Here is a 22,843-nt window from a genome sequence, read left to right as displayed (position 1 = left end):
GCATTCGCGCCACACTCTTCTCACGTCACACGGCTTTCCACGCCAAGGCCGCCCCTGGTCAGCATCATGGCAGTCCGTGCCCGGCGCCTCAGCGGCAGGGCACGGCAGACGGCTGGAGCGGCTGCCTTCCGGAATCCGGCAATGTGGGAGGCCCGGACTACAGTCAGACAGGCGTCTGGCGGAGCGATGCGAAGGCGTGTTGTTCGTCGAAGAACTGCCGGGTCTTGAGGCAGTGGTGGAGCTGGCCGAGGAAGCGGTTCAGCAGGTGCCGTTGTGCGGCGGCATGCCAGTCTCCGTGGTCGCGTCGGCGTCGGTAGTGCGCGTTGGCTCCGGGTGAGGCGGTGAGGGAGGCGAAGGCCCAGAGGAAGCCGGCGTTGATGAGGCGGTTGTTCTTGACGAACCGGCGGCCGACGAACCGCTTCTTGCCAGAGGCGCGGGTGATGGGGGCGGATCCTGCGTACGACTTCAGCGCCCGGCGTCGGCGAACCGTGCCCGGTCATCGCCCAGCTCGGCGAGCACGCGGGCACCGAGTATGGGCCCCAGGCCTGGGAAGCTGAGCAGAATCTCGCTGTCGTCGTGCTGGTGAAAGGCGGCTGTGGCCGCCTCCGCGAGATCGTCTGCGGCCTGGCAGGCAGCGTCCAGTTGCTTGAGCAGGGCCAGGAGCTGGTGGCCGAAGGCATCCTCAACGCCGGGCAGCTGATGGGCGTACTCGGCACGGAAGACAGCCCGCAGCCGCTCGGCCTCCGCATCACAGCCGCGGAGGCGGCCACTGCGTTTGAGAGCGGACCGCAGCTGGGCGAGGGCGAGCTTCGCGGCCTTGGACGGAGTCGGGGCCAAAGTGAGAATGACACGGGCGTCAGCCCTGGTCAGACCCCCTTGCTTGCCCTGGAAAGCCAGCAGAGCAGCAGGGTAGTACTCGCGCAGGAGCGAGCGCACCTGGTTGGCGACCTGCTGCCGAGTCCAGACCGCGTCCTGCTGGGCTCGGGCCAGGACCGTGATGGCCTGGGCGAGCTCGGAGTCGGCCGGCAGAGGCCGGTGGGCATGCATGTCGGTGCGCAGGATGTTCGCCAGGACCAGGGCGTCGCCCGGGTCGGACTTCTTTCGGCTGACGCCGTGGCGGTCGCGGTAACGAGCGGCGGCGAGCGGGTTGATCGCGAAGACCCGGCGACTGCCCGTGCGCAGGCTCGCGATCAGGAGGCCGTGGCTGGTCTCGATGGCCACCGGTATCGGATCCTCTGGGCTGTCACCGTGCTCGGCCAGGAGCGCCAAGAGCTGGTGATAACCGGCCGCGTCGTCGGTGATACGGGCTTTGGCGAGCAAAGTGCCGGCTTCGTCAACGAGGGCGACGTCGTGGTGGCGCTCCGCCCAGTCGATGCCGCAGAACACAGTCAAGCGATCCTCCCAGATCCGTCCGTTTACGCAGGTCACGAGCACATGCGGGTCACGCGGCGCCCTAATCCAAGGACTCGTCGGTCCGCCATCTCAGTAGCCGTTCGCGACACCAGCGCACTCCAGGGGCTCGATCTTTCTGCAGAGCTCGCGGGCTCGCGGATGAACAAGAGGTCGACCCTGGAGCGGGCTCGCGCCGTGACGATCAACGTCCGAGTAGCCCCCGCGAGTTTCGCGGTGACCACGAAGGCGCCGGGCTGCGCCGCTCTTGACAGAGGCCTCAAGGGCCGGGAGAAACGGAGGCATCAGCCCGGCGCCCGCGTCATCACCGCGGGCCCCGCAACGGACAGCGATGCCGCTCTTTGAGGAGGCCTTGACAGCCAGGGGGGATCCAGGAATTCGCTGTCCAGCGCAAACAGTCGTCCCGGGTCGTTGCATGAGCCCGGACCATCTGCTTACGCACTGGATTAGGAGAAACGTTTCATGTCTTACGAGAGCGAGTTTCGCAACCCCACCTCGCCCCGTTTCACGCAGCTGTTGGCGCCGTGGGGGCTCGGGATCCTGACGATCGTCGTCCTTCTCGTGGGAGGTGGTGGAGGACGGTGAGTCGGATCTCCGCCAGACGCTCGGCGGCGTCATCCTCCTCGTCCACCTTCCCACCGTTCTCTCCTACGCCCTCGGCACCTGGGTGGCCGGAGCGGTGCACCGGGCGCTGTCGAAGGACCACGGACGCCGTCACCTGGCCGCCCTGTTGGTTCCTGCCGTGGCCGTTCAGCTCTTCGCCTTCCTGTCGGCACTCCCCGGCCCGAGCCTCATCGGAGTGCTGATCGAGCTGGTCGACCTCCTCGTCGGCTGCGCGCTCGGCTACGGCCTCGACCGCCTCCGCCGCCGGTAGCAGTCGATGGCCGCCGACGGGCGGCAGGCGCTTCCGGTCGAAGCCGGGCTGAGCGGTCGGCGTTTCGCCGGCCGCACGATGTCACGGCGGGAATCGGCTCGGGCGCCGGCCCTCGGCACTCCTTCCCGCCCTCGAACTCCGCCCTGTCCTAGAGCAAGTGGTCCGCCTTGCCCGCCTTGATGTCGAGGATGAGGTTGCGGAGGGCTTCACGGCTGTCGGTGAGGTAACGATCCTCCTGACCGAGGACGGCGATGTAGCTGTTGCCGTCCCCGTCGCTGCCGAGGCGGTAGCAGTTTGCTCCCTCGCCGCAGGCGGGGGCTTCCCAGTGAATGTCCTTCGGCATGTTCAGGCTCCTAAAGCCGGTCGATGAGATCGCGGATGAACCGGAGCGAGTCCTCGGAGGAGAGCGCCCGGGCCTCCCACTCGTCCAGCTGTGCCCGGTACTTGGCGAGTTGAGCTTCCGAATCCAGGAACTCCGGTCCGTGGGTGGCGTCGAGTTCCACCGCGTCGAGTCGGGGGACCGGGCCGCCGGCATAGATGACCGACTGGCCCGCGCCGGGGAATCCGCCGGCTTTGAACGGGATCACCCGTACGGTCAGGTGTGCGCGCTCGGCGAGTTTGAGGACGTGGCCCAGCTGGGCGATCGTCGTGGCGGTGCCGCCGAACTCGATGCGTAGGGCTGCCTCGTGGATGATCGCCTGCACCCTGGGTGGATCCGGTTTGTCCAGGACTCGCTGCCGATCGATGCGGAGCGCGAGCCGCGCGTCGAGGTCGGTCCTGGAGAGGCGTGGTACGACTTGGGCGAAGACGGCCCGCGCATGGTCCTCCGTCTGGAACAGGCCGGGCAGGTGAATGGGGACCGCGATGCGCAGGTGCGTCGCGTGCCACTCCATCTCGGCGATGTCCAGGAGCGCCGCGGGCAGCAGGTCGCGGTATCGCTCCCACCAGCCTTTCGTGCGGTCACCGGCCATGCTTGCCAAGGCGTCGACGAACTGCTCGTCGACGCATCCGTACTGGTCGGCGAGGGCACGCACGCGAGCGGCACTGATGCCGGATCTCCCGGACTCCATGTTGGGAATGTTCGTCCGGGGAACGCCGAGGAGTCCGGCCACGTGCTCGGTGCTCATGCCGGCCGTGATGCGCATCTTGCGCAGCTCCGCACCGACGCGCCTCTGACGCGCGGTAGGTGTGCTCCTCGGCGGCATCCGTTCTCCCCTCCGGCTGTGGTGTGCCCAGTCTGCACGGGGTGCGTGCTCCGGTCGAGGTGGGGCCGATCCGGCAAACCGTAGTACGTGTACTCCAGAATGCCTTACATTGGGTAGCGCACCGCTCACGCAAAGCATCGAGTGGAAGTGCATCGCGCGGTCCTGCCCGCAACTCCTCCCCTGGGAGGGGCGGTCCCGCGTCAGGGAGACATGCCACCACTCGACTCCGCGACCCCGTGGGCCACTTGTGCGCGAGAAGCGAGATCCACGTGCTGAACGAATCCAGCGAGGTCCACTCCTCACCCCTCAGGGAGTCCGCCGTGTCGCCGTCCTTCCGCACCACCCTCTGTCCCGTGACCGCGACTTCCCCCGGGAGTGCGTCCCCGTCCGCTGCCCCACCCGGGTTCGCGTACGGGCTCACGCTTCCCGGTGTCCCCAGCAGTGCGGGCGTCGCGCGTGCCGTCGTGCGGTCCGTGCTCCGTGCCCATGGGCTCGACCGCCATGCGCTGCCCGCCCAACTCGCGGTCACCGAACTGATCGCGACGACCGCCCGGCTCGGTCCCGGCGAGGACGTGCACCTGTTCCTCCGTCATCGCGAGGACGCCCTGCGGTTGCTCCTCTGGGACCAGCACCCCCGCCACCGGGACCCCGAGGACGAGGGGCGCTGTGCCGAACGCCGCCGCCGGTCGCTGTGGTTGCTGGCGGCCGTCGTCGACGACTGGGGCGGGGAGTGGGGCACCGTCGAGGCCCGGCCGCCGCACCGGGGGACGAAGTCCTGGGTCGTACTGCCCCGGTAGGCGGGGCTCCCGCTCCCGGCGCCGGCCGTGCATTCGTACATACGCCCAAGGGGCCACGGAAGAGGGACACTTGGCGCCCCTTGGGGAAAACACGGCGAAAGACGGCGCCAGGAAAATGCAAATCCGGCGGGACGTAGGTGTCGGACAGGAGCATTCTGGAGAGATGGCGGCGATTCCGAACACGACCCCCAGCGTCCAACTGGTCAGCGATCTCATCACCCGCATCCCGGAGTTCAGGGGCGTGTACGAGACCCATGTCTTCCGTCAGGGCGACGTCCTGCCGCACGTGTTCTTCTGGGACGTCGTCCAGGACACCGTCCGCTCCTTCCTCGGAGAGGCTCCGGGTGCGGCCGACTGGCGCCGCACGCTGGCGTTCCTGGAGGAGCAGAGCGCGCGCGGTGTCTTCGACATCGACGAGGTGATCGTGACGTCCTTCCTCGGCGACCTGCCCTCGCCGCACGAGCCCGGGCACGCGATCATCCATCAGCTCGGCCCCGTCATGGCGGCGAAGTTCGTCCGGATAAGACCCCTCGGCTGACGGCTGACGCCGCTCGGGATAATCAGGCGCATGCCCCTGACCAGACCCGATCGGCCCACCCTCGTCGCCCTCGGCGGTTATGCCCTCACCCGGCTCGTCGGCCTCCTGGTCCTCGCGGTCGCCGCCGGTGCGACCGGTGAGGACGGGCTGCACCGGCTCAACGGGCGCTGGGACTCCGTCTGGTACGTGCGGATCGCCGAGCACGGCTACGGGTACGAGGCGATCCTGCCGAACGGCGACGTCCATTCCGACCTCGCCTTCTTCCCGCTCCTCCCGCTGCTGGAGCGCGGCCTGTCCGCCGTGCTCCCCGTCGATGCGGCCACCGCCGGGCTGCTGGTCTCCTGGACCGCGGGGCTCGCCGCCGCCTGGGGCATCCACCGCTGTGGCGCACGGGTCGCCGGTCCCCGCGCGGGCGTGCTGCTCGCGGTGTTCTGGGGGGTGTACCCGACCGCCTTCGTGCAGTCGATGGCGTACACCGAGACGCTGTTCACGGCCTTCGCCGCCTGGTCCTTGTACGCGGTGCTGCGCGGGCGCTGGATCCTCGCCGGAGCGCTCTGCGCGGCGGCCGGACTCACCCGTCCGACCGCCGTCGCGCTGATCGCCGCCCTCGGCATCACGGCCCTCGTCGCCTTCGTGGGCGAGCGGCGGTTGCCCCCGCGGACGGTGGCCGGAGTGCTCGTCGCCCCACTGGGCTGGCTCGGCCACGTCGCCTACGTCGGGGTGCGGGAGGGTACCCCGACCGGCTACTTCGACGTGCAGGCGGCCTGGGGCAACTCCATCGACGGCGGGGTCGCCCTGGCCCTCTTCATCGTGCGCCTGCCGTGGCCGGCCGCCCTCGGCCTGGGGGCGGCGCTCGCCCTGCTCGGCTGGCTCGTCGTGCTGTGCGTACGACAGCGGCAGCCGTTGCCCCTGCTCGTCTACACGGTCGGCGTCGTCCTGGTCTCCCTCGTCGGGGCCGCCTACTTCGGTTCCCGACCGCGCCTGATGATGCCGGCGTTCGGACTGCTGCTCCCGCCGGCCGCGGCCCTCGCCCGGGTGCGGACCCGCACCGCCGTGCCCGTCCTCGCGGGGCTCGCGCTCGCCTCCGCCGGGTACGGGGCCCTCACCCTGCTCGGTCCGGGCCCTCCGTGACGAGCGGCGCCTCTGCGAGCGGCGCCCTATCCGACGTCCACGCGCACCCGCACCCCCGGACGCAGTCCCCAGCCGGCCATGGCGCCGGCCTCCGCCTCCAGGACGTGCCGACCGAGCGGGCGGAGCATGCCGAGCCGTCCCGGCCGCATGGTGACCACGGACCGGACCGTGAACGAGCCGTCCAGGTGGGCCACGTCGATCGGGAACCGCATGCCGAAGGTGTGCACGCTGTTCGTCCGCACGATGAGCAGGGCCCCGGTGATCCCGGTCCGCCCCAGCAGCCCCCGCCGGCGTGCCCGGTACGAGGCCGCCACCTCCAACTCGACGTCCGCACCGTCGGGCACGGTCAAGGTCCCCGTTCCGTCCACCCATTTCCCCATGCGCCCGACCGTACTGGCAGGGCCCCGGGGCGGGCACCCCGTCGTCGACCGGGGTGCGGTCGCCCTCGGCCGTCTTCGACGCGGAGCGGCTCACCGGGGAGGGCGCACCACTAGGGTCTGCCCCGTGTACGCCACGCTGATCGTTGCCGCCGCCCTGTGGGGGGCCGCCGCCGGGCTGTTCGTACCCCGGGCCGCGTACCGGCTCTCCGTGGGGTCGGAGGAGCCGTGGCGGGACCGCTGTCCGGACGGGCATCTGCTCGCCGGGCCGGGCCGGGGCTGGCTCGGCGTTCCCGGACGGCGGGCCTGCGCCACCACCGCGAGCCCGTTGCTCGCGCCGCTGCTCACCGCCGCTGCCTGCGCCGTGCTCGCCGCCGCCACCGGCGGCCCCCGGCCCGAGCTGGTGGTCTGGTGGCTCTGCGCACCCTTCGCGGTCCTTCTCGCCTGCGTGGACGTCCGGGTCCACCGCTTGCCAGACGGGGTGACGCTGCCGCTCGCCGCGGCCGTTCCGCTGCTCCTCGGCGGTGCCGCGCTCCTCCCGTACGGCGCCGGCTCCTGGACCCACGCGCTGCTCGGCGGTCTCGTCCTCGGCGGGGCCTATGGGGTGCTGGCCCTGATCAATCCGGGCGGCCTCGGCCTCGGTGATGTGAAGCTGGCGCTTCCGCTGGGCGCCGCCCTCGGCTGGTACGGCTGGGGGGTGCTCTTCCTGGGGGCGTTCGCGGGTTTCCTGCTCGGCGCGGTGTACGGCCTCGGTCTCGTCCTGCTGCGGCGGGCCGACCGCTCCTCGGCGATCCCCTTCGGCCCCTTCATGCTCACCGGCGGCCTGTTGGGCCTCGCGCTGGGCGCGTTCACCGCCGTTCCCTGATGCTCCGGACGGGTCTTTTCGGCCCCCGACCTGCCCAAAGGCCCCTCGGAGCTTCTCCCGCGTCAACGGCGCGCCCCTCCGGGCAGGTCCCTCTTCGGGGGGACGGAACTCCGCCGCCACGCCGGGGCGCAAACCCGCCACACGGCCCCAGAACCCTTGTGACGCCTGGGATTCCAGGAATTCGAGGTACTTCGTTCGGCGCGCGTGGCACGCAGCACGACTAATGAAGGGTTATGGTGGAAACCCCCCCTCGGGCCGGTCCGTATCCCCCCCACGGACCGGCCCGTTTTCTTTTCCCCGCCCGGTGCCTCCGGCGGCGTCAGCCCCGGCCGGCCCAGATGTTCGTGCCGGCGGTGTCGACGGCGAACGAGTCGATCTCCTTGAGCTCCTCGTCCGTCAGCGGCGGGCCGGCGAGCGCGGCCACGTTCTCCTCCAGTTGGGCGACGCTGGACGCGCCGATCAGGGCCGAGGTCATCCGCTCGTCCCGCAGCACCCACGCCAGCGCCAGCTGGGCGAGGGACTGCCCGCGCCGCTCGGCGATGTCGGCGAGGCCGCGCAGGCGCCGCAGCACCTCGTCGGAGAGCAGGTTCGGGTCGAGGGACTTGCCCTGGGTGGCCCGCGAACCCTCCGGGATGCCCTTCAGGTACTTGTTGGTGAGCAGCCCCTGGGCGAGCGGCACGAAGGAGATGCAGCCCATGCCGGCCGCCTCCAGGGTGTCGAGGAGGCCGTCCTCCTCGGTCCAGCGGTTGATCATCGAGTACGAGGGCTGGTGGATGAGCGCCGGGACGCCCATCTCCTTGAGGAGCTGTGCGGCCTCGGCGGTCTGCTCGCTGTTGTACGAGGAGACGCCGACGTACAGCGCCTTGCCCTGCTGCACCGCGGAGGCCAGCGCTCCCATGGTCTCTTCGAGCGGCGTGTGCGGGTCGAAGCGGTGCGAGTAGAAGATGTCGACGTAGTCGAGGCCCATGCGCTTGAGCGAGGCGTCGAGCGAGGACATCAGGTACTTGCGGGAGCCCCACTCGCCGTACGGCCCGGGGTGCATCAGGTAGCCGGCCTTCGTGGAGACGACCAGCTCGTCCCGGTAGGGCGCGAAGTCCTGGGCGAAGAGCTTGCCGAAGTTCAGCTCGGCGGAGCCGGGCGGCGGTCCGTAGTTGTTCGCCAGGTCGAAGTGGGTGACGCCGAGGTCGAAGGCGCGGCGCAGGATCGCGCGCTGGGATTCGAGCGCGCGGTCGTCGCCGAAGTTGTGCCAGAGCCCGAGGGAGACGGCCGGCAGCTTGAGGCCGCTGCGGCCGGTGCGGCGGTACTCCATGGCGTCATAGCGGTCCGGGGCGGCGCGGTACAGGGGGGAATCAGTCACGTATCTCTGCTTATCACGGACTTGTGACAGTCCCGGGCTGGGAGCCCGTCGCCCGTGCGCAGTAGTCTGGCGCCCTCGGGGGCCGACACTGCATGGAGGGGTAAAGAACAGTGAACCTGCGAGACCTGGTGTACGGGCTCTACGCGCGCCGGGTGGAAGGCCGCCTCGATCATGCCCAGGTGCCCAAGCACATCGGGGTGATCCTCGACGGGAACCGTCGCTGGGCGAAGGCCTCCGGTGGAACGCCCGAGCAGGGACACAAGGCCGGCGCGGACAAGATCCAGGAGCTGCTCGGCTGGTGCGCCGAGACGGACGTCGAGGTCGTCACGCTCTGGATGCTCTCCACGGACAACCTGAACCGCCCCGAGGAGCAGCTCGTCCCGCTGCTCGGCATCATCGAGAACGCGGTGCGCGCGCTGGCCGCCGACGGCAGGTGGCGGGTCCACCACGTCGGCACGCTCGACCTGCTGCCCGCCCGCACGCAGTCGGTGCTGAAGGAGGCCGAGGAGGCCACCCGGACCAACACCGGGATACTGGTCAACGTCGCCGTGGGCTACGGCGGCCGGCAGGAGATCGCGGACGCGGTCCGCTCCCTGCTCCTGGAGCACGCGGAGCGGGGAACGAGCGTCGAGGAGCTCGCCGAGACCGTCGACGTCGAGCACATCTCGGAGCACCTGTACACCCGCGGCCAGCCCGATCCCGACCTGGTGATCCGCACCAGCGGTGAGCAGCGCCTGTCCGGATTCATGCTGTGGCAGAGCGCCCATTCCGAGTACTACTTCTGTGAGGTGCACTGGCCGGCCTTCCGCAAGGTCGACTTCCTGCGGGCGCTGCGGGACTACGCGGCCCGGCACCGGCGCTACGGAACCTGAGCCCTCCGGACGCCCCGACCTCCGGCCGGAAGTTTCCGGTCACAACCGATCACCTCGTGTTCATGAACACGTCGTCATATGCCATGGCATGGCAGCGGGTGTTCGAGGGCATATCCCTGGTGAAGTGAGCGGCACGGAGACCGCCACCCGGGAGGCCCCTTGCACCAGGACGACCGTGCGGGACACGTACGGAAGAAGCGGAGGGCCGAGGTTCGGCCCGCGCAGCGCGGCCTGAACCCGGTCCCATTCCGCAGCGACACCGGTTCCGTCGCACCCCGACCTCACAGGGGTCTTCAGAGGGGGTCTGTCCTTCCGTGGTGACCAGCACGAAGCGCCGCCTTTCCGACCGGCGCACCTATGTTCTCGACACCAGCGTCCTGCTGGCCGACCCCAATGCCGTCTCGCGCTTCGAGGAGCACGAGGTGGTGCTCCCGATCGTCGTGGTGACGGAGCTCGAGGCCAAAAGGCACCACCCCGAGCTCGGCTACTTCGCCCGGCAGGCGCTGCGCCTGCTCGACGACTTCCGGGTCCGGTACGGGCGCCTGGACGCCCCGCTCCCCATCGGGGACCTGGGCGGCACCCTGCGTGTCGAGCTCAACCATTCCGACCCCGGCGTCCTGCCCGCCGGCTACCGGTTGGGGGACAACGACTCACGGATCCTCGCGGTCGCGCGCAACCTCCAGGCGGAGGGGTACGACGTCACGGTCGTCTCCAAGGACCTGCCGCTGCGCATCAAGGCCTCTTCGGTCGGCCTCCTCGCGGAGGAGTACCGGGCCGAGTTGGCCATCACGGACGCCAACGGCTGGACCGGCATGTCCGAATTGGCCCTCTCCGCGGACCAGATCGACCTGCTCTACGGCCAGGAATCGCTGTACGTGCCGGAGGCCGCCGGGCTTCCGGTCCACACCGGCTTGGTGCTCCAGTCCGAGCGCGGCAAGGCGCTGGGACGGGTCACCCCCGAGGGGAACGTCCGGCTGGTCCGCGGCGACCGGGAGGCCTTCGGGCTCCGGGGCCGCAGCGCCGAGCAGAGGATCGCGCTGGATCTGCTGCTCGACCCGGACGTCGGCATCATCTCCATGGGCGGCCGGGCCGGCACCGGCAAGTCCGCGCTCGCGCTCTGCGCCGGCCTGGAAGCGGTCCTGGAGCGCCGTCAGCACCAGAAGGTGATGGTCTTCCGGCCGCTGTACGCGGTCGGCGGACAGGAGCTCGGCTATCTACCCGGCAGCGAGGCCGAGAAGATGAGCCCCTGGGCCCAGGCCGTCTTCGACACGCTGTCCTCGGTCGCGGGCCGGGAGGTGATCGAGGAGGTCCTCGGGCGCGGGATGCTGGAGGTTCTGCCGCTCACCCACATCCGGGGCCGTTCGCTCCACGACGCCTTCGTCATCGTGGACGAGGCGCAGTCCTTGGAGCGCAATGTCCTCCTGACCGTTCTGTCCCGCATCGGTGCGAACTCCCGGGTCGTGTTGACCCATGACGTCGCCCAGCGGGACAACCTCCGGGTCGGTCGGTACGACGGAGTCGTCGCCGTGGTCGAGAAGCTGAAGGGGCATCCGCTCTTCGCCCACGTCACGCTCACCCGTTCCGAGCGCTCGCAGATCGCCGCGCTCGTGACGGAGATGCTGGAGGATGGTCAGGTCTGACCGATTCACACCTTTTCGTCTAGGTGTGGGAGTTGGCGCCACCCGGCAGAGCGGAGGAGCTTAGTCGGGTGGCGCACTGCTGTCCGCCGGATTCGTCAAAACACCTGCGTCCGCCGAGATGTGAGCTTTCACACGCAACACGGAATTGCCTTGCGGTGTCGCCGTCCGGCAGAGTCTTGCTTCCGTCAGGCCCTGCATACGGCACAGGTGCACCCTCGGGGTGCGCAACGCACCGCACAACTCAACAGCCGTCCGCCGTATGCCGCCCACAGCACCACGGGCCCGCGTCTCCTGTGACCCGTTACGTCGGAGACCAGTGTCAGGGGCAAGATTTCGCCCGTGTGGTCACCTGTGCGGGCGTGCTGGAAGGAAACCGTGTGAGCCGGATCTCGGTCCGGGGATTCGCGGTGGCTTCGGCCACTGCGGTCACCACCGTCGGTGCCGTCGTCGGCGTTGCCTCGGGCAATGCCGCGCAGGCTTCGGACGACAACTTCGAGGCCACCGCGGCCGACACCACGCTGCTCGCGGACATCCCCTCGGGGGAGCAGGCCCAGGTACAGGTCGCCTCCCTCTCGGAGCAGGCCGACGTGCAGGCCGCCGCGGCCGACTCGGCCGCGAAGAAGTCCGCGGAGGAAGCGGCCCGCATCCGCGCCGCCAAGGACGCCGAGGAGAAGAAGGAAGCGGCCGACAAGGCCGCTGCCGAGGCGAAGGCCGAGAAGGAGCGCAAGGAGGCCGAGGAGCGCGCCAGCCGTTCCGCGGTCCGTGACGCCTCTTCCTTCGCCGCCCAGGGCTCGTACAGCATCGCCGAGGTCAAGGCGATGGCCCGGCAGATGATTCCGGCCGACCAGTTCCAGTGCTTCAGCAACATCGTGGACCACGAGTCCGGCTGGAACTACCGCGCCACCAACCCGTCGTCGGGCGCCTACGGCCTCGTGCAGGCCCTCCCCGGCTACAAGATGGCCTCGGCCGGTGCGGACTGGCAGACCAACCCCGCCACCCAGATCAAGTGGGGCCTCAACTACATGGACGGCCGCTACGGCAGTCCCTGTGGCGCCTGGTCGTTCTGGCAGGCCAACCGCTGGTACTAGCCCCAGCGCGCTCAACCTCAGGGAGCCCCCCGCCGTCCTACGGTGGGGGGTTCCTTGCATGTACCGTCGAGAGGCCCACGGGCTTCCCTGGGCGAACGGGGAAGAGCGAGCGGGGGGAAGAAGGAAGAGATGTCCAGAGTGCCAAGGTGGCTCGACCGGCTGGGCGCGGGCCTGAGTCACATGGGCAAGCGCCTCGACGAACGACGGGCCGAAGCGGAGCGAAATGATCCGCTCGGGCCGCCGTACGTGACTCCGGACACCATCGCGTACGAACCCCCGCCCGTACCCGCAGCCGAGCTTCCCCGGTCGGGTACCGCCCCGGACGCCGCGGCCCCCCTCCCGGCCGTCGGAGCCGTCGCCGTGGGGGAGGGGGACCCGGCAGGGCCGGACCGCTCCGTGCCCGTGCCCCCCGCGTACCCCCCGATCGTCGCCGCCCGCCCCGACCCCGTCGACGCCATCCCCTGGGGCATGCGCGTGGCCGCCGAGGCGGGGTGGCGGCTGCTCGTCCTCGCCGGCACGGTCTGGGTGCTGATGAAGGTGATCAGTTCCGTGCAACTGGTCGTCCTCGCCTTCGTCGCCGCCCTCCTCGTCACCGCCCTGCTCCAACCCACCGTCGCGCTGCTCCGCCGGAAGGGCCTGCCCCGAGGGCTCGCCACCGCCGTCACCGCCGTCTCCGGCTTCGTGGTCATGGGGCTGGTCGGCTGGTTCGTGGTCTGGCAGGTCATGGACAACATCGACAACCTGTCCGACCAGATCAGGAACGGCATCGAGGAACTCAAGCGGGGCCTCCTCAACAGCCCCTTCCACGTCACCGAGCAGCAGATCAACGGCATCGCCAAGAACCTGAGCGACTCCGTCGGCACCAACGCCGAGCAGATCACCCAGGTCGGACTGCAGGGCGTCACCGTCGTCGTCGAGACCCTCACCGGCGTCCTGCTCGCCATGTTCTCGACGCTCTTCCTGCTCTACGACGGGAAGCGGGTCTGGGAATGGACGCTCAAGCTGGTCCCCGCCCAGGCCCGGCCGGGCGTCGCCGGCGCCGGTCCGCGCGCCTGGCGCACCCTCACCGCCTATGTCCGCGGCACGGTCCTCGTCGCCCTGATCGACGCCGTCTTCATCGGCCTCGGGCTCTGGTTCCTCGACGTGCCGATGGCGGTGCCGCTGGCCGTCTTCATCTTCCTCTTCGCCTTCATCCCGCTGGTCGGCGCCGTCATCTCCGGCGCCCTCGCGGTCGTCGTCGCCCTCGTCACCAACGGCTTCTTCATCTCGCTGATGGTGCTGCTCGTCGTCCTCGCCGTGCAGCAGATCGAGGGCCACGTCCTCCAGCCGTTCATCCTCGGCCGTGCGGTGCGGGTCCACCCGCTGGCCGTCGTCCTCGCCGTCGCGGCCGGTGGACTCACCGCGGGCATCGGCGGCGCCGTCGTCGCCGTTCCGCTGGTCGCCGTCGTCAACACCGTCGTCGGCTATCTGCGCGCCTACAGCACCGAGCAGGCGCTGCGCAGCACCCCGGAGCCGCGCGGGGCGACGGCCTTCGCCGTGGCGCCGGTCCCGGCGCCGGGCGCCGTCGAGGAGGAGCGCGCGTGATATCCGAGCCGGAACTGGTGGGGGGCGAACCGCTCGACGGCCCCGAGGTGCTCGACGCCGCCCCGCCTCCCCGCGGGCACCGCACGCGCCGCCCCTGGCGGTGGGCCCTCGGCGGCGCGGTGCTCGCCTCGGCACTGTGGGGCGGCGGTCTCTACGCGTACGGGCAGCGCGCGGAGAGCGGACCGGACCTGGGCGGGTACACGGTGGAAGCGAACCTCTGCGAGGCGTCCGAGCTCAAGGCGCTCGCCAGCACCTTCGGTGCGCGGACCTCGGACAGCGGCGAGTCCGACATGAACGATCCGGCCCTGTACGAGAGCTCCTGCATGATCACCTTCGGGGCTTCCGCGCCGCGGTACAGCGCCTCCGTCCGCTACACCCTGCACAGGGTGACGGACCCCGGCCCCGAGTTCCCCGCGCGGGCGAAGTACTACGACTTCTCCGAGCCCATCGCCGGCCTCGGGGAGATGGCCTTCTTCGCCCAGCACGGCGACGACGGCGGCGAGCTCCGCGTGCTCGACGGCCAGGTCGTCATCGAGCTGATCGTCTACCGGGAGTACGAGGTGGACGCGAGCGGCAATCCGGTCGACCCCGTGGCGCCGATGGACATGTCCGGGATCGAGGTTCCGATGACCCAGGACGTGCAGGACGTCATCGCGGCGCTCAAGAAGTGACGGAAGGGCCCGGGGCGCGCGCCCCGGGCCCTCCTCGTACGGCTCCGCCCTACTCGGCGAGCACCGCTTCGGCGTCCAGCGTGACGCCGACCGCCTGGATCACCGCGGCGATCTTGACGGCCTCCTGGATGGTGGCGCGGTCGACACCGGCCTGGCGCAGGACCTGCTCGTGCGAGTCCAGGCACCGGCCGCAGCCGTTGATCGCGGAGACGGCCAGCGACCACAGCTCGAAGTCGACCTTCTCGACGCCCGGGTTGCCGATGACGTTCATCCGCAGACCGGCGCGCATCGTCCCGTACTCGGGGTCCGACAGCAGGTGCCGGGTCCGGTAGAAGACGTTGTTCATCGCCATGATCGCGGCGGCGGACTTGGCCGCCTGGTACGCCTCGGGCTTCAGGTTCGCCTGGGCCTCGGGCTCCAGCTCCTTGAGCACCTTCGGCGAGCGCGAGGCGATCGCGGAGGCGAGGACGGTGCCCCACAGCTGCTGCTGCGGCAGGTCGCTGTTGCCGATGACCGAACCGAGGTTCAGCTTCAGGTCCTTGGCGAAGTCCGGTATGGCGGACTTCAGTTCGTCGAGAGCCATGTCAGATCACTCGCCCTTACTCGCCCGCGAGCAGCGCGGCGGCGTCAAGGGTGGTCTCGCCCTTGTTCCAGTTGCACGGGCACAGCTCGTCGGTCTGCAGGGCGTCGAGGACCCGCAGGACCTCCTTGGGGTTACGGCCGACCGAGCCGGCGGTCACCATGGTGAACTGGATCTCGTTGTTCGGGTCCACGATGAAGACGGCGCGCTGGGCGAAGCCGTCCTCGCCCTCGACGCCGCAGTCGCGCATGAGCTCGTGCTTCGAGTCGGCCAGCATCGGGAAGGGCAGGTCACGCAGGTCGGCGTGGTCCTTCCGCCAGGCGTGGTGGACGAACTCGGAGTCGCCCGAGACGCCGAGGATCTGGGCGTCGCGGTCGGCGAACTCGTCGTTCAGCTTGCCGAACGCGGCGATCTCGGTCGGGCAGACGAAGGTGAAGTCCTTCGGCCAGAAGAACACCACGCGCCACTTGCCCTCGTAGGACTTGTGGTCGATCTGCTCGAACTCCTTGCCGCTCTCCAGCGACACGCAGGCGGTCAGGTCGTAGGCGGGGAACTTGTCACCGACAGTGAGCACGCGCTCTCCTTGCAGAGTGGAAGGGTCCCTTTTGGGGTCTTCCGTGGGGGTTGGACGTCTCACATCCTGGCACGGGGTGCATTGATCAGTGAAATAGCTAGACTCGGTCGAGTTGATCGAAGGTGGTTATCAGTGGTTTCCGTTCGGCGTACCAAGCAGCCGAGCCTCTCGCAGCTCAGGGCATTCGCGGCGGTTGCCGAGCATCTGCACTTCCGCGATGCGGCAGCCGCCATCGGCATGAGTCAGCCCGCCCTCTCGGGCGCGGTTTCGGCCCTCGAAGAGGCACTCGGTGTCCAGCTCCTTGAGCGTACGACGCGGAAGGTGCTGCTCTCGCCCGCGGGGGAGCGGCTCGCGGTCCGCGCCCGGGCGGTCCTCGACGCGGTCGCCGAACTGATGGAGGAGGCCGAGGCGGCCCAAGCCCCCTTCACCGGCGTCCTGCGGCTCGGTGTGATCCCGACCGTCGCCCCCTATCTGCTGCCGACGGTGCTCCGACTCGTCCACCACCGCTACCCCGAACTCGACCTCCAGGTCCACGAGGAACAGACCTCCTCGCTCCTGGAGGGGCTCGCCGCAGGGCGCCTCGACCTGCTGCTGCTCGCGGTGCCGCTCGGAGTGCCCGGGGTCACCGAACTCCCCCTCTTCGAGGAGGACTTCGTCCTGATCGCCCCACAGGACCACGAGCTGGCCGGGCGGCAGGACATCCCGCGCGAGGCGCTCAAGGAGCTCCGGCTGCTGCTCCTCGACGAAGGGCACTGCCTGCGCGACCAGGCCCTCGACATCTGCCGGGAGGCCGGTCGCACCGACGGCGCCGAGGTCACCACCACCGCAGCCGGGCTCTCCACGCTGGTCCAACTGGTCGCGGGCGGGCTCGGGGTCACCCTGCTGCCCCGCACCGCCGTGACCATCGAGACCGCCCGCAACACCGCCCTCCGCACCGGCTCCTTCGACGAACCGGCCCCTTCCCGACGGATCGCCCTCGCGATGCGGACGGGGGCGGCCCGGCACGCCGAGTTCGAGGAACTGGCACGGGCCCTGCGTGGTGCGATGAAGCGGCTGCCGGTCAGATTGCTGGAGGACGGGGCCTGACCCGTGCGCGGCGGGCACGACGGGCCCGGACCCGCCCGGCCGAAGGGCGCCGGCCCCCGGGGTAGGGCCCGACGCCCGTCTCGTACGTGTGGACGGGGGGTCACTCCGTGCGCAGCCCGTCCGCCCGCATCAGCCGCCACAGCACCGGCACGCTCAACAGCGTCACGGCGGCGATCAGCCCGAGGCCGATCCCGACGACCGGCAGGAACACCCACCAGTCCCGGACCCCCTGCCCGGTCGTCTCCAGCAGCAGGACCCCGAGACCGAGTCCGCCCGCCACGGCGAGGACCAGCCCGAGGAGGATGGGCACCGCCGTCTGCCACAGCACCGACCAGGTCAGGGTCGACCGCCGGGTCCCGAAGGCGACCAGCGAGGAGAGCAGCCGCTTGCGGTCCCTGAGCTGCTCCAAGGTGGTGACCAGGAGCGATGCGGCGACCAGGAGCATCGTCAGGGTGGAACCGACGAGGATGCCGGTGCGGACGCTGGAGAAGGCCGCGTCGCGCTGGGTGTCCTTGAGGGTGCGGACCCAGGAGGTCGGATCGATGTCCGCTGCCGCGTTCCGCACCAGGTCGGCGGCGTCGGGCACGCTCGGGTCGAGCCGAACCATGATCTGCGCGTCGGGTTCGTCGAGCCGGGCGACGTCGATCGACGACGGGGTGGCGAGCACCCCGTACTGGTGGCGGCCCGTCGGGTCCGGCCGGGAGTCCACGAGCCGGGCGTCGGAGGGGATCCGCCACTGCGGCAGCCGGCCCGCGGGGCGCTTCGGGGCGCTCGGGTGCGGATGCGGGTCCTGCAGGGCGACCGTGGCCCCGGGGCGGGCGGTCCGGGTGATCCGGGCGTCGTCCGGGCCGCCCTGGGCGCCGTGCGCGAGGAGGACGAAGACGTCGCCGTCCGTGCAGGAGGGGAGCGTCGCGAACTCCCGGAGGGAGGCGCAGTCGCCGACCCTGAGCGAGGTCGTCGGGGCGAACTCCTCGCTCCCCCGCAGCGGTCCGGGCCGCCACGCGTGCGACTCGACGGTGCCGACCGTGCCGGCGACCCCTCGGGTCCCCGCGACCCGCTCGATCATCAGGCGGGCCTCGTCACCGGTCCGGGCGTCGAGGCCGATCGCGATCTGGGCGCGGGAGGTGTCCTGGCCCGTGAGCTCCGTGAAGTCGCCCTCCATCGCTTGGAAGAGCATCTGGAGCGCGATCGCCCCGGTCGCCGCGACGACGATGCCGCTCACCGCACGGGCCGCCGTACCGCTGCTCAGTTGGAGCCTGTGGACCGCCAGTTGCCAGGCCACCGGCCCCGCGTGCAGCCGCTTCACACCGGACTCGACGAGCCACGGCAGGAGCGCGGTGAGGCCGGTCAGGACGAGTGCGGTGCCGGTCACGACCCCCACGGCGTCGATGCGGGTCCCGGCCGGCTGCACTGCGCCGACGAGGGGCGCGAGGAAGGCCGCCCCGGCCGCGAGGAGCAGCAGCCGCCACCACAGCCTGCGGCGGCGCGGGGTCGAGGTCCGGACGACTCCCAGGGGCTCGATCGCGACCCCGCGCAGGGCGAAGAGGGTGACCACGACGGAGGCGACCGGGACGACGGCGAGGACGAGCACGGCCAGCGCCGTCATCGGCACGACGTCGCCGGGGTAGGCGTTGACGTCCCAGATGGTGAAGGAGCCGGCGAACTGCCGGGCCGCGGCGAAGAGCCCGGTGCCCACCAGGAGGCCGAGGAGCGCGCCCGCGAGGGACTCGCCGGCCGCGATGCGCCGGGTCGTGGCGCCGTCCGCGCCGATCAGCCGGAGCGCGGCGAGCCGCCGGTCGCGCTGCTCGCCGCCGAACCGGACGGCGGTCGCGATGAAGACGAGCACCGGGAGGAGCAGGACGACGCAGGCGACGACGACGAGGAGGACCAGGAAGGCGTTCATCGGTTCCTCGGGCACCGACCAGCCGTACCGGACGCCGCGTCCGTCGTAGTTCTCCTGGTCGAGGAAGTCGACGTGGGCGACGTACCGCAGCTCGGCCGGCCCGATGAGGCCAGCCTCGCCGATCGTCCCGACGACCCGGTAGGGGAGCCGTTCCTTGAGGAGGGCGCCCTCGGGGGAGTCGAGCAGTTCGCCGAGCGCGGGGGAGACCAGCATGCCGCCCACCGGGGGGAAGGCCGTCGCGCCGGGCGGGACCGGGGGCGCCCCGCCCTCGGGGCGCAGCAGCAGCCCGCTGATCACCTCTTCGCGGTAGACGGTGGTCTGCCCGAGGTGCAGGAAGGAGTCGGGACGGGGCGAGGTGACCTCGTGGCTGCCGTCGACCGCACGGGCCGATTCGCGCACCTCCCGCTGGAAGAGCATGTTCGGGAAGGACGCGGCGAGGAGCAGCAGGGCCACGCCGAAGCCGACGCCGGTCGCGGTCAGCAGGGTGCGGAACAGGCCGGAGCGGCCTCCGGTGACCGCGAACCTGGCGCCGAGCGCCAGGTCGCGGGCCTGGGAGCGCGGGCTCATGCCGCCCACTCCGGGGACCGTACCGACCCGTCCCGCACGACCACCTCGCGGTCGGAGTAGGCGGCGACCCGGGCCTCGTGGGTGACGAGGACGACGGCGGCGTCGGTGTCGCGGGAGGCGTCGGTGAGGAGCTGCATCACCCGCTCCCCGTTGAGGGAGTCGAGCGCGCCGGTCGGCTCGTCGGCGAAGATCACCCGGGGGGTGGTGACCAGGGCCCGGGCGACGGCGATGCGCTGGCCCTGGCCGCCGGATATCTCGCCGGGGCGCTTGCGGGCGGTGTCGTCGACCTCCAGGCGGGCCAGCCACTCGGCTGCCCTGGCCTCGGCGGCCCGGCGCTTCTCGCCGGCCAGCCGCAGCGGGAGGGCGACGTTCTCGACGCAGGTCAGCTCGGGAACGAGCTGGCCGAACTGGAAGACGAAGCCGAAGTCGGTGCGGCGCAGGGCGCTGCGCGCGCCGTCGGAGAGCGCGGTCAGTTCGCGCCCGTCGTAGTCGATGGTGCCGGCGTCGGGGCGCACGATGCCCGCCAGGCAGTGCAGCAGCGTGGACTTGCCGGAGCCGGAGGGGCCCATGACGGCGACGACCTCGCCGGTCCGGAGGGCGAAGTCGGCGTTCGCGAGCGCCGTGGTCGGGCCGTAGGCCTTGGACAGGCCGGTGGCCCGCAGGAGCGGGGCGGAGGTCATCGGCGGAGCTCCTGGGCGAGGGCGTCGAGTCGGGCCGCGGTCAGTTCCAGCCAGCGCAGGTCCGCTTCCAGGTGGAAGAGGGCGTGGTCGCAGATGAGCTGGTCGGCGAGGTCGCCGGTCCGCTTGCGGCGGGTGAGCTCGCGCATCAGACGCAGGTGTTCGGCCCGCTGGGCGTCGAGGATCTCGGCGGCCCCGCGACCGGTGAGCAGGGCCAGGACGACCTTGGTGTAGAGCGTGGACTGGAGGTACGGCTCCGGCTTCTCGGGGGTGGCGAGCCACTGGGCGACGTCGGTGATGCCCGCCTCGGTGATCGCGTACCGCTTCCGCTCCGGACCGCCACCGGCTTCGATGCCGTCGACGACGACCAGTCCGTTCTTCAGGAGCCGGGACATGGTCGAGTAGACCTGGCCGTAGTGGAGCGGTCGGTCCTGGCCGAACCGTTCGTCGAAGGTGCGCTTGAGGTCGTAGCCGTGGCGCGGTCCGGACTCCAGGAGTCCGAGCAGGGTGTGACCAATGGACATGCGCCTCACTATACGCACGATGTATACGTACCATGTATAGACCGTCATGCCCGGACCCCTTCGATCCGCCCGCAAGGAGCCGCTTAAGCGGAATCACACTTTCGTGCAACCCTCGGGGCCGTTGGAGCGTCGGTTCCTCTGGGCGTGGGTGCTGATTCTCACGCCCTGAAAAGACGTGATCGGTTGTCCTTTGTCCGGCTCGTCGGTGTTAGCTTGCTGAGCTGATCCGGCGCGGACCGGGCTCAGCGCCGAGACGGTGGACACATGACGAGCGGAGCGACGGGACACATGGGCCAACCGGACAAGGGCAAGGCGAAGAAGCGCGGCATACGCCGGCTCTTCACCTGGAAGAAGCTTCTTGGCACGTTCTTCGTGTTCTGCCTGCTCGGCATGGGGGCGCTCTACGTCGTCTACCTCATGGTCCCGGTGCCGAGCGCCAACGCCGAGGCGACCATGCAGAGCAACATCTACAAGTACGCCGACGGCAAGATCCTCGCCCGCACCGGAAAGATCAACCGGGAGATCGTCGGCCTGGACGAGATCCCCGCCGAGGTCCAGAAGGCCTTCGTGGCGGCCGAGAACAAGTCCTTCTACGAGGACAACGGCGTCGACATCAAGGGCACCACCCGGGCAGCCTGGAACACCGTCACGGGCAAGGGCAAGCAGGGCGGCTCGACCATCACCCAGCAGTACGTCAAGAACTTCTACCTGAGCCAGGACCAGACGGCCACCCGCAAGCTCAAGGAAATGGTCATCGCCATCAAGGTGGACCAGCAGATGACCAAGAGCGACATCCTCGCCGGGTACATGAACACCAGCTACTACGGTCGCTCCGCCTACGGCGTCCAGGCCGCCGCCCGGTCCTACTACGGCGTCGACGCCCCCAAGCTCACCACCGCCCAGGGCGCCTACCTCGCCTCCCTGCTCCAGGCGCCCAACCAGTACGACTGGAACTCCGCGAGCGCCACCGGCCGCAAGCTCGTCGAGGAGCGTTGGAACTACGTCCTCGACAACATGGTGGACGAGGGCTGGCTGTCGCCGACCGAGCGCGCCGCCATGAAGTTCCCCGTCCCGCAGAAGCCCAAGCCCGCCCCCGGCATGGAGGGCCAGACCGGCTACATCGTCGAGGCCGCCAACCAGGAACTGATGCGCCAGGGCGTCAGCGAAGAGGACATCAAGGCCGGCGGCTGGACGATCACCCTCACCATCGACGAGAAGAAGCAGAAGGCCCTCGTCAAGGCGGTCGACAAGCAGCTGGAGGCCAAGCTCGACCGCAAGGGCGACGAGAAGCAGGCCACCGTCCAGGCCGGCGCCACCTCCGTCGACCCGAAGACCGGCGCGGTCGTCGCCATGTACGGAGGCGTCGGCGCCACCGAGCACTGGATGTCCAACGCGACCCGCCGCGACTACCAGCCGGCCTCCACCTTCAAGCCGATCGTCCTCGCCTCCGCCGTCGACAACCGCTCGGTCACCCAGGACGGCCGTCGCATCGGCATCGGCACCATCTACGACGGCGACAGCCAGCGGCCGGTCGTCGGCAGTTCCATCCCGTTCGCCCCGGAGAACGAGGACGACCGGAACTACGGGCCCATCACCGTCCAGAGGGCCACCAACAGCTCGGTCAACTCGGTCTACGCCCAGATGATCGTCGACGTCACTCCGGCCAAGACCAAGAAGACCGCCCTCGCCCTCGGCATGAAGGACGGCGTGGACTTCCCGGAGAGCCCCGCCATCTCCCTCGGCACCATGGGCGCCTCCACCATGGACATGGCCGGCGTCTACGCCACGCTCGACAACCACGGCAAGAAGGTCACCCCGACCCTGGTGAAGACCGCCAGCCACCGGGACCGCACGGTCGAGGGCGCCGAGGCGATCGGCGGGCAGGTCATCAGCCGTGAGGCCGCCGACACCGCCACCCAGGCCATGAGGGGCGTCGTGCGCAACGGCACCGGCTTCCGCGCCGCCGGTGACTACGAGGCCGCCGGCAAGACCGGCACCTCCGAGAACAACCGCTCCGCCTGGTTCGTGGGCTACACCCCCGAACTCGTCACCGCCGTCGGCCTCTTCGGCGAGGACGAGAAGGGCAACCAGGTGACCCTCAGCAACACCATCAACCTGGGCCGGGCGAACGGCGGCGGCACCCCCGCCAAGATCTGGGGCGACTACACCACCCGCGCCCTCGGCGGCGGCTCCGACGCGAGCTTCGACCTGGAGACCGACGGCGCCGCCCCGGACGGCACCCTGCCGGAGCCCACCGCGACCTCCGAGGCCTCCGAGGAGGAGCCGACGGAGGAGCCGACCACGGCCCCGCCGTCGCCGACGTCCCCGCCGACCTCGACGGCCACCACGCCGCCGCAGCCGACGGAGGACCCCGTCACCACGCCGCCGGAGCCCACTCAGGATCCCACGGCCTCCGAGGAACCGTCCCCGCCGCCGTCGATCGAGCCGCCGGACGTCCTCGACCCCATCCAGGGCGGCAGCAGCACCCGCCCGCCGCGTTGACCACGTGCTGAGGGCCGGGCC

The 22,843-nt window shown here is 70.5% G+C and carries 21 protein-coding genes and 1 pseudogene; 12 read left to right on the top strand and 10 right to left on the bottom strand.

The genetic code is table 11. From position 1 onward, the window contains the following. Positions 1 to 163: 163 nt before the first annotated feature. Positions 164 to 1,407 (bottom strand): annotated as a pseudogene (locus ACFW2Y_RS07070) (IS110 family transposase). 574 nt (positions 1,408 to 1,981) lie between these two features. Here ACFW2Y_RS07070 and ACFW2Y_RS07065 point away from each other — a divergent pair. After that, positions 1,982 to 2,284 carry a hypothetical protein gene (locus tag ACFW2Y_RS07065; protein WP_384874699.1) on the top strand — a complete coding sequence of 101 codons (303 nt, stop codon included), beginning with the start codon at positions 1,982 to 1,984 and terminating at the stop codon, positions 2,282 to 2,284. Between the two features lie 148 nt (positions 2,285 to 2,432). On the opposite strand, the gene ACFW2Y_RS07060 is transcribed toward ACFW2Y_RS07065, so the two are convergent. Together ACFW2Y_RS07060 and ACFW2Y_RS07055 are read right to left on the bottom strand one after the other, a co-directional pair. Then, positions 2,433 to 2,627: a hypothetical protein gene (locus ACFW2Y_RS07060; RefSeq protein ID WP_384874696.1), complete on the bottom strand. Its 195-nt coding sequence runs from the start codon at positions 2,625 to 2,627 to the stop codon at positions 2,433 to 2,435. Between the two features lie 10 nt (positions 2,628 to 2,637). Next, the gene (locus ACFW2Y_RS07055; protein ID WP_384874694.1) at positions 2,638 to 3,489 is read right to left on the bottom strand and encodes a helix-turn-helix domain-containing protein; all 852 of its coding nucleotides are present in this window, start codon (positions 3,487 to 3,489) and stop codon (positions 2,638 to 2,640) included. Positions 3,490 to 3,842: 353 nt separating this feature from the next. Between ACFW2Y_RS07055 and ACFW2Y_RS07050 the strand changes: the two genes are divergently transcribed. From ACFW2Y_RS07050 to ACFW2Y_RS07040, 3 genes are all read left to right on the top strand, one after another. Then, complete coding sequence (locus tag ACFW2Y_RS07050) at positions 3,843 to 4,286, top strand: ATP-binding protein (protein ID WP_384874691.1); 444 nt, start codon at positions 3,843 to 3,845, stop codon at positions 4,284 to 4,286. A 163-nt stretch (positions 4,287 to 4,449) separates the two neighbouring features. Beyond that, the gene (locus tag ACFW2Y_RS07045) at positions 4,450 to 4,824 is read left to right on the top strand and encodes a hypothetical protein (protein ID WP_384874688.1); all 375 of its coding nucleotides are present in this window, start codon (positions 4,450 to 4,452) and stop codon (positions 4,822 to 4,824) included. A 30-nt stretch (positions 4,825 to 4,854) separates the two neighbouring features. After that, positions 4,855 to 5,955: a hypothetical protein gene (locus tag ACFW2Y_RS07040; protein ID WP_384874686.1), complete on the top strand. Its 1,101-nt coding sequence runs from the start codon at positions 4,855 to 4,857 to the stop codon at positions 5,953 to 5,955. A 26-nt stretch (positions 5,956 to 5,981) separates the two neighbouring features. Here the strand turns inward: ACFW2Y_RS07040 and ACFW2Y_RS07035 are convergent, their stop codons facing one another. Then, positions 5,982 to 6,335, bottom strand: a complete 354-nt coding sequence (locus ACFW2Y_RS07035; RefSeq protein WP_384874684.1) for a DUF192 domain-containing protein — start codon at positions 6,333 to 6,335, stop codon at positions 5,982 to 5,984. A 124-nt stretch (positions 6,336 to 6,459) separates the two neighbouring features. Here ACFW2Y_RS07035 and ACFW2Y_RS07030 point away from each other — a divergent pair, with 124 nt between their 5' ends. Continuing rightward, positions 6,460 to 7,197, top strand: a complete 738-nt coding sequence (locus ACFW2Y_RS07030) for a prepilin peptidase (RefSeq protein ID WP_384874682.1) — start codon at positions 6,460 to 6,462, stop codon at positions 7,195 to 7,197. 319 nt (positions 7,198 to 7,516) lie between these two features. On the opposite strand, the gene mgrA is transcribed toward ACFW2Y_RS07030, so the two are convergent. Then, positions 7,517 to 8,554 carry an L-glyceraldehyde 3-phosphate reductase gene (gene mgrA / locus ACFW2Y_RS07025; RefSeq protein WP_384874680.1) on the bottom strand — a complete coding sequence of 346 codons (1,038 nt, stop codon included), beginning with the start codon at positions 8,552 to 8,554 and terminating at the stop codon, positions 7,517 to 7,519. 110 nt (positions 8,555 to 8,664) lie between these two features. On the opposite strand from mgrA, the gene ACFW2Y_RS07020 reads away from it, so the two are divergent. The 5 genes from ACFW2Y_RS07020 to ACFW2Y_RS07000 all read left to right on the top strand — a co-directional run bounded on the left by ACFW2Y_RS07020 (position 8,665) and on the right by ACFW2Y_RS07000 (position 14,409). After that, the gene (locus ACFW2Y_RS07020; protein ID WP_384874678.1) at positions 8,665 to 9,426 is read left to right on the top strand and encodes an isoprenyl transferase; all 762 of its coding nucleotides are present in this window, start codon (positions 8,665 to 8,667) and stop codon (positions 9,424 to 9,426) included. Positions 9,427 to 9,740: 314 nt separating this feature from the next. After that, positions 9,741 to 11,066 carry a PhoH family protein gene (locus ACFW2Y_RS07015; RefSeq protein ID WP_384874676.1) on the top strand — a complete coding sequence of 442 codons (1,326 nt, stop codon included), beginning with the start codon at positions 9,741 to 9,743 and terminating at the stop codon, positions 11,064 to 11,066. Positions 11,067 to 11,443: 377 nt separating this feature from the next. Next, positions 11,444 to 12,154, top strand: a complete 711-nt coding sequence (locus ACFW2Y_RS07010) for a transglycosylase SLT domain-containing protein (RefSeq protein ID WP_384874673.1) — start codon at positions 11,444 to 11,446, stop codon at positions 12,152 to 12,154. Positions 12,155 to 12,283: 129 nt separating this feature from the next. Next, complete coding sequence (locus ACFW2Y_RS07005) at positions 12,284 to 13,738, top strand: AI-2E family transporter (RefSeq protein ID WP_384874671.1); 1,455 nt, start codon at positions 12,284 to 12,286, stop codon at positions 13,736 to 13,738. Continuing rightward, positions 13,735 to 14,409, top strand: coding sequence for a hypothetical protein (locus ACFW2Y_RS07000; protein ID WP_384874668.1), 675 nt, complete (start codon positions 13,735 to 13,737; stop codon positions 14,407 to 14,409). Before ACFW2Y_RS07005 ends, ACFW2Y_RS07000 begins: the two co-directional genes overlap by 4 nt. Before the next feature lie 49 nt (positions 14,410 to 14,458). Here ACFW2Y_RS07000 and ACFW2Y_RS06995 read toward each other — a convergent pair whose 3' ends face one another. Next, the gene (locus ACFW2Y_RS06995; RefSeq protein WP_384874665.1) at positions 14,459 to 14,992 is read right to left on the bottom strand and encodes an alkyl hydroperoxide reductase; all 534 of its coding nucleotides are present in this window, start codon (positions 14,990 to 14,992) and stop codon (positions 14,459 to 14,461) included. A 16-nt stretch (positions 14,993 to 15,008) separates the two neighbouring features. Continuing rightward, positions 15,009 to 15,563: a peroxiredoxin gene (locus tag ACFW2Y_RS06990; protein WP_384874662.1), complete on the bottom strand. Its 555-nt coding sequence runs from the start codon at positions 15,561 to 15,563 to the stop codon at positions 15,009 to 15,011. A gap of 132 nt (positions 15,564 to 15,695) precedes the next feature. On the opposite strand from ACFW2Y_RS06990, the gene ACFW2Y_RS06985 reads away from it, so the two are divergent. Continuing rightward, the gene (locus ACFW2Y_RS06985) at positions 15,696 to 16,649 is read left to right on the top strand and encodes a hydrogen peroxide-inducible genes activator (RefSeq protein ID WP_384874659.1); all 954 of its coding nucleotides are present in this window, start codon (positions 15,696 to 15,698) and stop codon (positions 16,647 to 16,649) included. A gap of 100 nt (positions 16,650 to 16,749) precedes the next feature. Here ACFW2Y_RS06985 and ACFW2Y_RS06980 read toward each other — a convergent pair whose 3' ends face one another. Genes ACFW2Y_RS06980 through ACFW2Y_RS06970 form a run of 3 tightly spaced genes read right to left on the bottom strand, consistent with a single transcriptional unit; the run spans position 16,750 to position 20,320 of the window. Then, positions 16,750 to 19,119, bottom strand: coding sequence for an FtsX-like permease family protein (locus ACFW2Y_RS06980; protein ID WP_384874656.1), 2,370 nt, complete (start codon positions 19,117 to 19,119; stop codon positions 16,750 to 16,752). Then, a complete protein-coding gene (locus tag ACFW2Y_RS06975; protein ID WP_384874653.1) occupies positions 19,116 to 19,799 on the bottom strand; it encodes an ABC transporter ATP-binding protein in 684 nt (227 codons plus the stop codon). Before ACFW2Y_RS06975 ends, ACFW2Y_RS06980 begins: the two co-directional genes overlap by 4 nt. Continuing rightward, positions 19,796 to 20,320 (bottom strand): PadR family transcriptional regulator, encoded by a 525-nt coding sequence (locus ACFW2Y_RS06970; RefSeq protein ID WP_384874650.1) that lies wholly within the window; start codon positions 20,318 to 20,320, stop codon positions 19,796 to 19,798. The genes ACFW2Y_RS06975 and ACFW2Y_RS06970 overlap by 4 nt, the downstream gene beginning before the upstream one ends. 288 nt (positions 20,321 to 20,608) lie before the next feature. On the opposite strand from ACFW2Y_RS06970, the gene ACFW2Y_RS06965 reads away from it, so the two are divergent. Beyond that, positions 20,609 to 22,822: a transglycosylase domain-containing protein gene (locus tag ACFW2Y_RS06965; RefSeq protein WP_384874791.1), complete on the top strand. Its 2,214-nt coding sequence runs from the start codon at positions 20,609 to 20,611 to the stop codon at positions 22,820 to 22,822. The last annotated feature ends 21 nt before the right edge of the window (positions 22,823 to 22,843 follow it).

Source organism: Streptomyces sp. NPDC058877, from assembly GCF_042742855.1.
Taxonomy (GTDB): domain Bacteria; phylum Actinomycetota; class Actinomycetes; order Streptomycetales; family Streptomycetaceae; genus Streptomyces.
This window is presented reverse-complemented; position numbering and strand designations above follow the sequence as displayed.

Excerpts from the sequence above, each read along its gene's own strand:
- ACFW2Y_RS06995 (WP_384874665.1), bottom strand. The coding sequence starts at position 14,992 with ATGGCTCTCGACGAACTGAAGTCCGCCATACCGGACTTCGCCAAGGAC.
- ACFW2Y_RS07045 (WP_384874688.1), top strand. The coding sequence starts at position 4,450 with ATGGCGGCGATTCCGAACACGACCCCCAGCGTCCAACTGGTCAGCGAT.
- ACFW2Y_RS07055 (WP_384874694.1), bottom strand. The coding sequence starts at position 3,489 with ATGCCGCCGAGGAGCACACCTACCGCGCGTCAGAGGCGCGTCGGTGCG.
- ACFW2Y_RS07060 (WP_384874696.1), bottom strand. The coding sequence starts at position 2,627 with ATGCCGAAGGACATTCACTGGGAAGCCCCCGCCTGCGGCGAGGGAGCA.
- ACFW2Y_RS07035 (WP_384874684.1), bottom strand. The coding sequence starts at position 6,335 with ATGGGGAAATGGGTGGACGGAACGGGGACCTTGACCGTGCCCGACGGT.
- ACFW2Y_RS06970 (WP_384874650.1), bottom strand. The coding sequence starts at position 20,320 with ATGTCCATTGGTCACACCCTGCTCGGACTCCTGGAGTCCGGACCGCGC.
- ACFW2Y_RS07005 (WP_384874671.1), top strand. The coding sequence starts at position 12,284 with ATGTCCAGAGTGCCAAGGTGGCTCGACCGGCTGGGCGCGGGCCTGAGT.
- ACFW2Y_RS06980 (WP_384874656.1), bottom strand. The coding sequence starts at position 19,119 with ATGAGCCCGCGCTCCCAGGCCCGCGACCTGGCGCTCGGCGCCAGGTTC.
- ACFW2Y_RS06965 (WP_384874791.1), top strand. The coding sequence starts at position 20,609 with ATGGGCCAACCGGACAAGGGCAAGGCGAAGAAGCGCGGCATACGCCGG.
- ACFW2Y_RS07040 (WP_384874686.1), top strand. The coding sequence starts at position 4,855 with ATGCCCCTGACCAGACCCGATCGGCCCACCCTCGTCGCCCTCGGCGGT.
- ACFW2Y_RS06975 (WP_384874653.1), bottom strand. The coding sequence starts at position 19,799 with ATGACCTCCGCCCCGCTCCTGCGGGCCACCGGCCTGTCCAAGGCCTAC.